General features: G+C 73.7%; 10 protein-coding genes. 2 read left to right on the top strand and 8 right to left on the bottom strand.

What is annotated here, in order from left to right; genetic code table 11:
- Positions 1-8: 8 nt before the first annotated feature.
- A complete protein-coding gene (locus tag ACFVFR_RS15145) occupies positions 9-818 on the bottom strand; it encodes a HEAT repeat domain-containing protein (RefSeq protein ID WP_383701483.1) in 810 nt (269 codons plus the stop codon).
- A gap of 113 nt (positions 819-931) precedes the next feature.
- Complete coding sequence (locus ACFVFR_RS15140; protein WP_383701481.1) at positions 932-1,747, bottom strand: SDR family oxidoreductase; 816 nt, start codon at positions 1,745-1,747, stop codon at positions 932-934.
- A gap of 184 nt (positions 1,748-1,931) precedes the next feature.
- Between ACFVFR_RS15140 and ACFVFR_RS15135 the strand changes: the two genes are divergently transcribed.
- Positions 1,932-2,294 (top strand): DUF6204 family protein, encoded by a 363-nt coding sequence (locus tag ACFVFR_RS15135; RefSeq protein WP_383701478.1) that lies wholly within the window; start codon positions 1,932-1,934, stop codon positions 2,292-2,294.
- A 61-nt stretch (positions 2,295-2,355) separates the two neighbouring features.
- On the opposite strand, the gene ACFVFR_RS15130 is transcribed toward ACFVFR_RS15135, so the two are convergent.
- The 6 genes from ACFVFR_RS15130 to ACFVFR_RS15105 all read right to left on the bottom strand — a co-directional run bounded on the left by ACFVFR_RS15130 (position 2,356) and on the right by ACFVFR_RS15105 (position 10,266).
- Positions 2,356-3,276 carry a carbohydrate ABC transporter permease gene (locus ACFVFR_RS15130; RefSeq protein WP_383701476.1) on the bottom strand — a complete coding sequence of 307 codons (921 nt, stop codon included), beginning with the start codon at positions 3,274-3,276 and terminating at the stop codon, positions 2,356-2,358.
- A 5-nt stretch (positions 3,277-3,281) separates the two neighbouring features.
- Positions 3,282-4,196 carry a carbohydrate ABC transporter permease gene (locus ACFVFR_RS15125; RefSeq protein WP_383701474.1) on the bottom strand — a complete coding sequence of 305 codons (915 nt, stop codon included), beginning with the start codon at positions 4,194-4,196 and terminating at the stop codon, positions 3,282-3,284.
- Positions 4,193-5,554 (bottom strand): extracellular solute-binding protein, encoded by a 1,362-nt coding sequence (locus ACFVFR_RS15120; RefSeq protein WP_383701472.1) that lies wholly within the window; start codon positions 5,552-5,554, stop codon positions 4,193-4,195. Before ACFVFR_RS15120 ends, ACFVFR_RS15125 begins: the two co-directional genes overlap by 4 nt.
- Before the next feature lie 244 nt (positions 5,555-5,798).
- Positions 5,799-7,109, bottom strand: a complete 1,311-nt coding sequence (locus ACFVFR_RS15115) for a glycosyl hydrolase family 8 (protein ID WP_383701470.1) — start codon at positions 7,107-7,109, stop codon at positions 5,799-5,801.
- Positions 7,110-7,441: 332 nt separating this feature from the next.
- Positions 7,442-8,140 carry a response regulator gene (locus ACFVFR_RS15110; RefSeq protein WP_383701468.1) on the bottom strand — a complete coding sequence of 233 codons (699 nt, stop codon included), beginning with the start codon at positions 8,138-8,140 and terminating at the stop codon, positions 7,442-7,444.
- Positions 8,141-8,193: 53 nt separating this feature from the next.
- Positions 8,194-10,266: an ATP-binding protein gene (locus ACFVFR_RS15105; RefSeq protein ID WP_383701466.1), complete on the bottom strand. Its 2,073-nt coding sequence runs from the start codon at positions 10,264-10,266 to the stop codon at positions 8,194-8,196.
- A gap of 352 nt (positions 10,267-10,618) precedes the next feature.
- Between ACFVFR_RS15105 and ACFVFR_RS15100 the strand changes: the two genes are divergently transcribed.
- Positions 10,619-12,007: a cation:dicarboxylate symporter family transporter gene (locus ACFVFR_RS15100; protein ID WP_383701701.1), complete on the top strand. Its 1,389-nt coding sequence runs from the start codon at positions 10,619-10,621 to the stop codon at positions 12,005-12,007.
- Positions 12,008-12,584: the final 577 nt, after the last annotated feature.

Raw genomic sequence — 12,584 nt, 5'->3', positions numbered from 1 at the left:
CCCGTCGCTCAGGCGTCGTCGAGCTCCGTGACGGTGGCCACCGCGTCCCGCACGTCCGGGTGCGGGTCGTCGGCGAGCGCGGCCACCAGCTCCGCCGCCCCCGGTGTCGACCAGTTGGCCAGTGCCCAGACCAGGGCCGCCCGCACACCCGGGTCGGGGTGGGCGGCGAGGTGGGCCAGGCGGGGCACCGGGCCGCGCCGGCGCATGCCGAACCAGTGCAGCGCCTCGCGCAACGCGGCCGGGTCGCCCGGGTCGCCGGCCGCCGCGACCCGCCTCAGGAGGACGGCGGCCGGCGGCGGCGGCCCGTCCAGCGGGTGCGGCAGTCGCTCGCGCAGCCGCCGCCCGCCGTACTCGCCGCGTACCCGACAGCCGAAGCAGGTGCAGGGGCGCCGGCCGTGCGCGTCCGGCGCGTACCGCCAGCCCACCCCCTGCGGCGCGGCGCGCACCCGGTGCACCTCGCGCGCCCGGACCGCCCGGGGTACGAACACCTCCCAGCCGCGCGGGTCCGCGAGGTCCGCCACCCACCGCACCGCCGTCGCGGCGGGCACCCGGCGCTGCGCGTCCCGCACCCGGTCCGCGTACCGCCCGACCAGTACGGGCTCCTCGTCCGGCAGGCGGATGTGCACGGCCACCAGCCCGCCCCGCGTGCCGAAGCGGGCCAGTTCGCGCAGCCACTGGTGGGTGAGCGGGTACGAGGGCAGCACCGGGAAGCAGTACACGCCGCGCGCGTCACCCTGCCCGAAGCTGGCCGCGCGCAGCCCGGAGCGCCGGACGCGCGCCGTGTTGGCCGCCGAGGTGAGGTGCACGAACATCGCCATGGCCCGGCATGCTAGGCGATCCGTGCCCGGGGCGCCCGGGGCGCCCGGGCGGGGGCGAGACCCGGAGCGCGGGGCCCGCGCGACGGGTGCGCGGGCCGGGCGGCGCGGGCGCCTCAGCGGAAGCGGTCCGCGTGCTCCGCCGCCCAGTGCGCGTAGGTGCGCGCCGGCCAGCCGGTGACCTCCTCGACGGTGGGCACGACGGTGTACCCCTCGGGCGGCGGGTCGCGGTGCCAGTCCGTCAGCATCTCGATCGCCTCCGACGAGGCGCCCGCCTCCCGCCAGCGCTCGCGTGCCCGCTCCTCGCTGAGTTCCTCGTATCGCAGCGCGCGACCCAGCGCCGTGCCCAGCGCCGCGACCTTCTGCGGGACGGTCAGCACCTCGGGGCCGCTGATCGGGTAGGCACGGCCGGCGTGGCCGTCCTCGGTCAGCGCGCGCACCGCCACCTCGGCCACGTCCCCCTCGTGGACGACGGCGCTGCGCGCCCGCCCGAACGGCTCGCGCACCACGTCCTCGGTACGGATCGAGTCGGCCCAGGTCAGTGCGTTGGACATGAACTCGCCCGGCTGCACGAACGTCCAGGGCGTGGCCCCGGCCCGTACCGCGCGCTCCACGCTGCCCTCCGACCCGCTCCACAGCACCGTGACCCGCCGCGCCCCGGACCGCTCGACGAGCCCGGCGAGTTCGGGGCCGGTGGTCAGCGCGCCCTGGTCGGCGTCGTAGGTGATCAGGTGCGCGGCGCTCAGGTCCGTGAAGGCCGCGTCGAGGGAGCGCGGGTCGGTCAGGTCGCCGCGTACCACCTCGACCCCGGCCGGCAGCGCGGCCCGGTCGGGGTCGCGGCTGAGCGCCCGCACCCGGTGGCCCCGCGCGAGGAGCCGCTCGACCACGTGGCGGCCGACGTTGCCCGTCGCTCCGGTCACCAGAATCGTCATGGATGCCTCACCCTTCGTGTGGATCGCCCGGCCCCACCCGACGGCGCGGACCGACCCGCCGGGTGGGGCGGGTACGGCGAACGTAGAACCTGAACTATGGTTCAAGTCAAGGGGTGTCCGGCCGCCCGGACGGGTGGGGAAAACGCGCTGGAGTCCGGCCGTGCGCGCTGGCTAGGGTCGGGCGATGAGCACTCGCACCTTCCGCGTCACCGTCCGTGGCGTCTTCGACGGCCTCGACGCCGACCAGCGCGCCGAACTCCTGGCCCACGCCGAGGCACACGACGTCCTGCGCGCGGCCTTCACCCCCGAGGGCCACCTGAGCTACGACATCGCCGCGCGCACCGCCTTCACCTTCCGCTTCCTGGACTCCGGCGAGACCGAGGAGGACATCGTGACGGCGACCGAACGCGCCCGGGAGGCGGCCGTGGCGTGGCTGAGCGAGCGCGGCTACGGCTACCGGAACCTGCGTGCCCAGGCCGAGGACCTCTCCCAGGCGCCGCTGGGCAAGCGCGGACGGCGCGAGGCCGCCCGCCGCCAGGCCGACTGAGCCGGCGCGCCCCGCCGACCGGCCGGCCCCGCCCGCCGGCCACCCCCCGGCGGGCGGAGGGCTACCCCTTGACGGCCCCGCCGAGCGCGAACCCGCCGCCCAGCCGGCGCGCGATCAGCACGTACAGCAGGATCACCGGCGTCGAGTAGAGCGTCGAGAAGGCCGCCAACTGGCCGTAGGCCACCGAGTCACGGCTGCCGAAGAAGGTGAACAGGGTCACGGACGCGGGCAGTTGGTCGGGCGTGAGCAGCAGCATGAAGGGAACGAAGAAGTTCCCCCACATCATGATGAAGCTGTAGACCGTCACGACCGTCAGCCCCGGGCCCGTCAGCGGCAGGACGATCCGGGTCAGCGACTGGAACCAGGACGCGCCGTCCGTCCAGGCGGCCTCCTCCAGGGTGAGGGGCACCCCGTCCACGAAGTTCTTCATCAGCCAGATGGCGAAGGGCAGTTGGGTGGCGGCCAGGAAGAGCGCCGTGCCAAGGAGGCTGTCGATCAACTCGACCCGCACGTACAGCGCGTAGACCGGCACCATGATCGCGGTCAGCGGCAGACAGGTGGCGAACAGCACGGTCAGCAGGTACGGGCGGACCAGCCGCGAGCGGTAGCGGGAGAGCGGGTAGGCGGCCAGCGCCGCGCACACCACCGTCAGCAGCGTGGCCCCGCCGCACAGCAGCAGGCTGTTGAGCATCGGCCGGAAGGTGGTCTCCCGCGTCCACACGGCCTCGAAGTTGTCCAGCGTGGCGGGGGACGGCGCCCCGACCCGCAGTCCCGCGTCGCCGTCGACGGAAGCGAGCACCAGCCACACCAGCGGCAGCGCGAACAGCGCGGCCACGGCCAGCAGCGCCAGGTCCGCACCCGCGCGGCGGCGCAGCCGGCGCCGGTGGGCCGGGGTGCGCCGGGCGGGGCGGACCCGCCCGGCCGGCGCGGGGCCGGCGACGGGACCGGTGACGGGCGGGGCGGGCGGGCTCGACGCGGACACGACGCTCACACCTCCGTACGCAGCAGGCGCAGGTAGACGACGGAGAACAGGGCCCCGACGAGCAGCAGGACCAGGGCGACGGCCGTGCCGTAGCCGATCAGGGCCTTCAGGAGCGCCTGGTCGTACATGAACACCGGCAACGTCTGGCTCCGGTTGCCGGGCCCGCCCCGGGTCATGGCCCAGATCAGGCCGAAGACCGACAGCGTCTGGAGGGTGTTGAGCATCAGGTTGGTGCCGATGGAGCGGCGGATCATCGGCAGCGTGACGTGCCACAGCCGCCGCCAGCCGCCGGCCCCGTCCACCTCGGCGGCCTCGGTGACCTCCCGGGGGACCTCGGCGAGCGCGGCGGAGTAGACGAGCATCGAGAACGCCGTGCCGCGCCACACGTTGGCCAGCGACACGGCGATGATGGGCGCGCTGTAGAGCCAGTCCTGGGAGGGCAGGTGGGCCCGGTCGAGCACGGCGTTCAGCGTGCCCTCGTCGCGGAAGAACGCGTACAGCAGGAAACCGGCGACGATCTCCGGGACCACCCACGCGGCGATGACCAGGGAGCCGGTGAGCGTGCGCACCGGGCCCGAGGCGCGCCGCATCAGCAACGCCAGGCCCAGGCCCAGCGTGTTCTGGCCGACGAGCGCGGAGAGCACGGTGAAGACCAGGGTCAGCACGAGGGCGTTGCGGAAGTGCCGGTCCTCGAAGGCGTGCCGGAAGTTGTCCAGGCCCACGAAGCTCGTCTCCGACGAGCCGGTCAACCGCATGTCGGTGAAGGCGATCGCCACGCAGTAGACGATGGGCCCGCCGAGGAAGAGCAGCAGGAGCACGGTGGCCGGGGTCAGCGGCAGCCAGCGCAGCGGGCGGGCCCGCCCCGAGGCGGCGCGGCGCCTCGGGCGCGGCGCGGGGGGCTGCGAGGTGAGGGTGGTCATCGGTCGCGGTCCACCACCTTGCCGTCGGTGATCGAGTCCAGCTCCCTGTCGTACTCCCGGGCGGCTGCCGCCGGTGAGGTGTCGCTGGTGGTCACGGCCTCCATGGCCTCGCCGATGGCCGAGGAGACCCGGGGGTAGGCGGGCAGCGCGGGCCGGTAGTGGGTGTGGCGCACCAGGTCGGTGAAGAACCGGACGCCCGGCCTCGACGTCAGGTAGCGGCGGTCGGCCGCGACGTCCGCGCGCACGGCGATCTGCGCGTCGCGCAGGGTCCAGTCGACGGCGTTGGGCCGGCTCTGGAGCGTTTGGATCAGCTTCCACGCCAGGTCCGGCTTCGTGGACTTGGCGGGGATGGCCCAGGTCCAGCCGCCGGACATGCTGACGCGGCCGGGAGGCTGGCCGTGCTGGGTGGGCATCGGGGCCTGGCCCAGGTCCCTGGACCAGGCGGGCCAGGGCCGGGCGCCGCTGTCGAGCCAGAACTGGCCCATCCAGGAGCCGTCCAACGCGATGGCCACCTTCTCCTCGGGGAGGAGTTCGGTGGCGACCCGGGTGGGGATGTTGGGGTCCACCGCGTCGGCGGGGCGCGGGCCGAGGCCCTCGGCGTAGACGGTGTCCAGGAAGCCGAGCGCGTCGGTGAACCCGCGACCGCCGGCGACCCACTTCCCGGCACCCGGGTCGTAGAGCGGGTCGGCGCCGGTGCCGTACAGCAGCATCTCGAAGCCCTGCATCACCGACGCCTCGCCCGGGCCCTTGCCGGTGTAGACGTTGAGCGGGGTGACGTCCGGGAGCCGCTTCTTCAGCACGCGGGCCGTGTCCAGCAACGCGTCCCAGTCTTCGGGCCGCCAGTCGGTGGGCAGGCCGGCCCGTGCGAAGAGCTTCCTGTTGAACCACAGGCCCCGGGTGTCGGTCCCCACCGGCACCCCGTACGTGCGGCCGTCCTCGGCGCGCGCCGCGGCCCTGGCCCGGGGCAGGAAGCGGTCCCAGTCGGGCCAGCGCGCCAGGTAGCGGTCCAGGGGGCGCAGATAGCCGCTGGCGACATCGGAGTTGATGATGAACGTGTCCTCGTACACCACGTCCGGGGCGGTCTTCGCCGAGCGCATCATCTGCTGGATCTTCACCCAGTAGTCGGGCTGGGCGGCCTGGATGGGGATGAGCTTGACCTTCTCGCCCGGGTGCGCGCGTTCGAACTCCTTCTTCACCCGGGACAGGTAGGCGTCCATGTGGCGGACCTTGTTGTCCGTGTTGCGCAGGTAGACGACCCGCAGAGTGTGGGGGTCGGTACCGAACGCGCTACAGCCGGTGAGGGTGGTGGCCGCGACGGCGAGGGCGGCGGCGAGGACGAGGGGGGCGGTGGGGCGCACGGGCACGGCCTCCTTGGGCACAGCGCACCGCGGTGCTGTACAGGCGCCGACGGGGCGCGGCTGTGACTGCCCGGTGACCGTACGTGCCGCTCCGAGCGTCGGTCAATGACTCCGACCTTCCCGAACGGCTCGGACCACCGGTACGGCGCAGCGCTCCCGGGCCCCGCCCGGGACGGGCCGGCCCCGGCGCTGGGGGCGCCGGGGCCGGTGGTGGTGTCGGGGTCGGGGAGGTGCCGGGGTCGGGTCAGGGCGTCCAGAAGTTGTGCGTGACCACCAGCATCGACTGGAGCTGGATGCTGGCGGAGAAGTAGTCGTCCGAGCCGGGCGCGGTGGCGACCATCTTCTTCCACAGCGCGTCCAGCCACGCCTGGCCGTCCGTGTCGTTCATGGCGGCGACGGCGAACGGGGCGAAGAACGCGGCGTCGTTGCCGCCGCCGTAGGCCGAGCCGTTCAGCCGGTAGCCGTTGACCAGCTTCGACGGGTCGCCGCCGGTCTTCTGGCGGGACCACGAACTCAGCTTCACCGCCGCCTTGGTGGACGTCGGGTCGCCGCTCTGCGCCGCGTCGGTGCCAAGGCGCCACGGGTCGCGGCAGGCGTTCCAGTGGTAGTCGCCGTCGTGCGGGTCCTCCAGGACCTCGCCGGTGGCCGGCCTCGGCGTGGAGGTGGTGTTCTCCACGAAGTCGGGCAGCAGTCCGGTCTTCGCCGCGTACGTGTTCTGGAGGTCGGCGCTGACCTGCTGCGTCTTGTCGCGCACCGCGTCCCAGGTGCTGTCGCCGGTGGCCTTCTTGAACGCCTTGAAGTGGCCCGGCATCCAGTCCGAGGTGCGCGAGAGCTTGTCGTCCTCGCCGGAGGACCAGTCGCCCAGCTTGGTCAGCTTGGTGCCGCTGTGCACCTCGCTCTTCTTGATGGCGTTGATCCGCTTGACCGCCAGCGCCTTGTAGTCGTACGTGCCCGAGCTGCCCCACTGCCGGTCGGCCAGGAGCAGTCCGTAGGCGATGTCCAGGTCGCCGTCGGTCGCCGAGTCCGAGCCGTTGACGCTCTTGCAGCTCGCGTTCTGCTCGGCGGCGTGCAGGTCCTTGTTGATCGAGGAGGGGTGCGCCAGCACGTACTTCAGGATGCCGTCGAAGATCTTCCGCGCGTCGGCGTCGGCGCCGGCCATGGTCGCGGTGATGACCATGCCGTAACCCTGCGCCTCGCCGACGTAGTCGTGGTCGGCGTCCGGCGAGTACACCTGGTACCAGCCGTTGCCGCAGTTCTGCTTGATGAAGTTGGCCTTCCACTTCTTGTAGAAGGCCAGCACCTTGCCATCGTTGTCCTGCTGGCTGCCGGAGGGCTTGAGGGCACCCTTGGCGTACGAGAAGGAGTGGCTGCCGAAGGGGACGGCGGCGTCGGCCTGGGCGCGCGGGCCCTCGGCGCCGGGGGCCGCCACGGGGGCCACGGCCGGCGCGGGAGCGGCGTCGGCGGGCGTGCTGCCGGGCACGCCGGCGAGCCAGAGCCCGCCGCCACCGGCGAGTGCGGCGACGGTCAGTACGGCGAGCGAACTGCGATTCCTCACCAGGGCCACGTCAGGTCTCCATCCGTGCGCGGAAGTTGGGCAGGTGAACGCTAGCGAGCGGGTGCGGGCGCGACAAGACGATGGTTAGGAAAGCTTCCTGTTTACCTGGCGGCCCTCTCACGTGCGCTTTCGCTGCCCGCCCGGGCGCCGGACGGGGCGGTGTGCCGCCACCGCGCGGCGGTGGAACGCCGCCGGCGCGGGCCGGCCCGGCCCGGCGCGCGTGGCCCGCGCCGGGCCGGTCGGCGGGGCTGGTCGGCCGGCCCGGTCGGTGGGGCCGACGGGCGGGGCCGGGCGGGGTGTCGCCCGGGTGGGAGGCGGCGGCACGGGGTGGGTCACGGGGCCGTGGGGGCGTCCCAGCGGTAGGAGAGTTCGGGGCGGCCCACGGCGCCGTACTGGGGGGTCCTGATCGCGCGGCCCGTGTCCACCAGGTGTTCCAGATAGCGCCGGGCGGTGATCCGGGAGATGCCCAGCGCCTCGGCCGTCGCGTTCGCCGAGATGCCGGGGTCGGCCGCGCGCAGCACCTCGGTCACCGCCTGGAGGGTCGCCCGCGTGAGGCCCTTGGGCAGTTCGGCCGCCGCCCGGGGGGCGCGTAGCGCGGCCAGCGCCCGGTCCACCTCGTCCTGGCCGCTGGCCTCGCCCACCGTCACCGTCGCCCGGAACTCCGCGTAACGCGCCAGCCGCTCGCGCAGCGTGGCGAACGTGAAGGGCTTCAACACGTACTGCACGACCCCCAGCGAGACCCCTTCACGGACGACGGCCAGGTCGCGCGCGGAGGTCACCGCGATGACGTCCACCCCGTGCCCGGTCGCCCGCAACGCGCGTACCAGGCGCAGCCCGTGGCCGTCGGGCAGGTACAGGTCGAGCAGCAACAGGTCCACGCTGGTGCGGTCCAGCCAGCGACGGGCCTCGGTCGCGGAGTGGACGGTCCCCACGACGGTGAAGCCGGGCACCCGGCCGACGTAGAGGGCGTGCGCGTCGGCGGCCAGGCTGTCGTCCTCGACCACGAGCACCCGGATCGGCTCGCCGCCCACCGCGCCCCCACCACGGGGCGCGCCCCTCGCGGCGCCCCCGTCTCTCGGCGCGCTCACGGGGTGCCGCCCGGGGTGCCGGCGGCGGGGCCCGGGCCGGGGTCGAGCGCGGACCCGGGGGCGGGGCGTGAGGGGGGAACGGCGGCGTACGGGGCGGCTGGGTCGGTGGCGGACGGGGCGGACGGAGCGGCTGGGGCGGCGTCGCGGGGTGGGGCCGGGGTGGTGGGCCTGGCGCCCTGGCGTGTGGCCGCAGGGGTGGGCCCGGCCCCGGACGGCGTGGTCGGGGGGAGGGGAGCGGCGGCGTACGGGGGGCGGGGCTCGCCGTGGAGGGGGAGGCGGACGGTGAACTCCGCGCCGCCCTGGGGGGAACGGCCCAGGGTGATGGTGCCGCCGTTGCGGTGCACCGTCTGGCGCACGATGGCCAGGCCGAGGCCGTGGCCCGGCACCGCCTTGGTGCTCCAGCCACGTTGGAAGATCTCCTCGGCCGCGCCCGGGCCGACGCCGGGGCCGTTGTCCCCGACGCGCAGCGCCAGCTCCCCGTCCCGGGCCCGCACCGTGACCGTCACCCGGCCGCGTCGCCCGTCCGGGTAGGGGGCGGCGGCGCGGCCGAGGCGACGCCCGTCGGCCGGGGCCGAGCGGCCTCCCGCCGCGTCGATCGCGTTGTCCACCAGGTTGCCCAGGACCGTCACCAGGTCGCGCGCCGGCAGGCTGGCCGGTAGCAGCCCGTCGTCGATGTGGCTGTCGGCGGTGAGTTCGAAGTCCACCCCGTGCTCGCTGGCCTGCGCCGCCTTGCCGAGCAGCAGGGCCGCGAGCACCGGTTCGGCCACCGCGCCCACCACCTGGTCGGTGAGCGCCTGGGCGAGTTGGAGTTCGGCGGTGGCGAACTCGACCGCCTCCTCCGACCGGCCGAGCTCGATCAGCGAGACCACGGCGTGCAGCCGGTTGGCCGCCTCGTGGGCCTGTGAGCGCAGCGCCTCGGCGAAGCCGCGTACGGAGTCCAGCTCGCCCGACAGGGCCTGGAGTTCGGTGTGGTCGCGCAGGGTCACCACGGAGCCGCGCTGGCCGCCGCTGCTGACGGGCGCGGTGTTGACGATCAGTACCCGGTCGGCGGTCAGGTGCAGCTCGTCCACGCGCGGTCGCGGGTCGAGCAGCGCGGCGGTCAGCGGCGCGGGCAGGCCGAGTTCGCCCACGTGACGACCGACGGGGGTGCCGCGCCGCGCGTCGGCGATCGAAGGGGTGGCCGTCGCGGGGGCGGTCGTCGCGGGGGCGGCGGGGGCCTCGGCGTCGCCGGTGGCGGAGGCGTCGGGCGCGTCGGGGCCGCTGGCCGCGCGGAACGCGGACTCGGGTCCGGTCGTGGCGCGGGCCCGGGACAGGCCGAGGAGTTCGCGCCCGCCGTCGTTGATGAGCGCGATCCGGCGCTGCCCGTCCAGCATCACCAGCCCCTCGCGCACCGCCTGGAGCGTCGCCTGGTGGTAGTCGTGCATCTGGCTCAGCTCGCCCGCGTTCATGCCGTGGGTGTGCCGGCGCAGCCGGGCGTTGATGACGTAGGTGCCCAGGCCGCCCAGGACCAGCGCGGCCAGCGCGACGCCGGCCAGCGCGAACACCTGGCGCCGCTCCCGCTCGGTGATCTCCTTGATCGTGATCCCCGCGCTGACCAGGGCGACCACCGGTCCCGGCCCGTCGGTGCCGCCGCCCTCGCGCACCGGGGCCACCACCCGCACGGAGGGGCCCAGGGTGCCGGTGTAGGTCTCGGAGAAGATCCGGCCGCGTAGCGCGGGGCCGGTGTGGCCGAGGAAGTTCTCGCCGATGCGGCTGGGTTCGGGATGTGTCCAGCGCACCCCGTCCGGGTTCATGATCGTCACGAACGCGACGCCGGAATCCAGCCGGACGCGCTCGGCGTACGGCTGGAGCACCACGGTCGGATCGGCCGAGCGCGCCGCCTCGGCCACGGCCGGGGAGTTGGCGATGGTGGTGGCCGCGGTCAACGCCTGGCGCCGCGCGGCCTCCTGGGCTTCGCCCCGGGCCGTGACGTAGGAGAAGACGGCGCACCCGGCGACCACGGCGGCGACCAGCACGACCTGCATGGCGAACAGCTGGCCAGCCAGGCTGCGGGGGCGGGGGATGCGCATCGGCTCAGTCTGCACGCTGTTCCTGGCGTGAACGTAATGTACGGAAGGGTGACCGCCGTCACAGCGTGATGCATAGTCGCCGGGACATCCCGCACGTGAGCCGCGTACCCCACGGGCGGCCGGGCGGGTGTCCTCAGCGGCGGTGGCCGGGTCGTACCCACGCAGTTCCCAGCCCCGCCGAGCAGTCGCACGACCGAAGGAGGCAGCCTTGGCTGCGCAGACCTCGCCGTCGGAGCCGGGAGACCCGCCCCCCGCGTCCGGTTCGACCTCGGGACGGGACGTCACGGAGGAGTCCGGAAAGGCGTCGCGCCCCACCGCCCAGGGGCCCGCGAAGCGGGACAAGACGCACTACCTGTACCTCTTCGTGATCCTGGCCGTGGCCCTTGGCATCGCGCTGGGCTTCGCGGCGCCCGACTTCGCCATGGAGCTCAAGCCGGTCGGCACCGGCTTCGTGAACCTGATCAAGATGATGATCTCGCCGATCATCTTCTGCACGATCGTGCTCGGCGTCGGCTCGGTCCGCAAGGCCGCCAAGGTCGGCGCGGTCGGTGGCCTCGCGCTCGGCTACTTCCTGCTGATGTCCACCGTGGCCCTGGCCATCGGCCTGCTGGTCGGCAACATCCTGGAGCCCGGCAGCGGGCTGAACCTGGACGACGCGACCGCCAAGGCCGGGCAGAGCGAGGCCGAGGGGGCCAGCGAGTCGACCGAGGACTTCCTGCTCGGCATCATCCCCAAGAGCATGATGTCCGCCTTCACCGAGGGCGAGGTGCTCCAGACCCTGTTGATCGCCCTGCTGGTCGGCTTCGCGCTGCAGGCCATGGGCAGGGCGGGCGAGCCGATCCTGCGCGGCATCGGGCACATCCAGCGGCTCGTCTTCCGCGTGCTCGCGATGATCATGTGGGTGGCCCCGGTGGGCGCCTTCGGCGCCATCGCCGCGGTGGTCGGCAAGACCGGCACCGACGCCCTGAGCGGGCTCGTGGTCATCATGATCGGCTTCTACGTCACCTGCCTGCTCTTCGTGGTCGTCGTCCTCGGCACGATCCTGCGCCTGGTGGCGGGCGTGAACCTGTTCCTGCTGCTGAGGTACCTGGCGCGCGAGCTGCTGCTGATCCTGTCCACCTCCTCGTCCGAGTCGGCGCTGCCGCGACTGATCGCGAAGATGGAGCACGCGGGCGTCAGCAAGCCGGTCGTGGGCATCACCGTCCCCACGGGATACTCCTTCAACCTGGACGGCACCGCGATCTACCTGACGATGGCCTCGCTGTTCATCGCCGAGGCGATGGGCGACCCGCTCTCCATCGGGCAACAGGTCTCGCTGCTGCTGTTCATGATCGTGGCGTCCAAGGGCGCCGCGGGTGTCACCGGCGCCGGGCTGGCCACCCTCGCGGGCGGCCTCCAGTCGCACCGCCCGGAACTGGTGGACGGCGTCGGACTCATCGTCGGCATCGACCGCTTCATGAGCGAGGCGCGGGCGCTGACGAACTTCGTCGGCAACGCGGTGGCCACGGTCCTCGTCGGCACCTGGACCAAGGAGATCGACCGCGACCGGATGGCGGACGTCCTCGCCGGACGGGTTCCCTTCGACGAACGCACGCTGCTGGACGACGCCCATGGCGGCCCCTCCGAGGGGGATGGCGAACCCACGGACGGGCCGGGCGAGCGGGTCGCCCTGGCCAAGCAGGCGTCGGCCGGGACCGACGCCGCCTCCGAAGCCGGCGGCAAGGAGGCGGCGAAGGTCTGACCGAGGCCCGGCCACGGTCCGCTGTCGTCCGGCCGGACCACTCGACAGACATCCGACCGGACTGTGACGCCGCTGGCGGGGCAGGCGTCAGACAACGGACCATCCCGCGGGGCGAGAACTCACCCCATCTCGCCCCACCCGCCGCCCCGTCCCGCTCCTCCGGGACGGGGCGGCACCTCTTCACGACCGGCGTCCCGCTAGGACGAGCGCCTTGTTACGACCGACCCCCTTGTGCCCCGGCCTCTTCTTACGACCGGGCTCCCGTTACGGTCAGCCTCCCGTTGCGACCGGCATCCTTTTACGACCGGTCTCTTTTTGCGACCAGCCTCCTTTTACGGCGAGCCTCCCGTTACGGCCGGCGTCGTGTCGCGGTGGGCGCATTCTTACGACCGACCTCCTTGTGCGACCGGCCTCCCGCTACGACCGGCCTCCCGTTGCGACCGGCATCTTTTTACGACCGGCCCCCTTTTACCGCCGGCCCCCTTTTACCGCCGACCTCCTTGTGCGACCGGCCTCCCGCTACGACCGCCCTCCTTTTACGACCGGCCCCCGTTTACGACCAGCCCCCTTTTACGAC

It is taken from the genome of Streptomyces sp. NPDC057702, assembly GCF_042799315.1.
In the GTDB taxonomy this organism is placed as follows: Bacteria; Actinomycetota; Actinomycetes; order Streptomycetales; family Streptomycetaceae; genus Streptomyces.
Note: the sequence above shows the minus strand (reverse complement) of the source record. Positions and strands in the feature narration are given on the sequence as shown.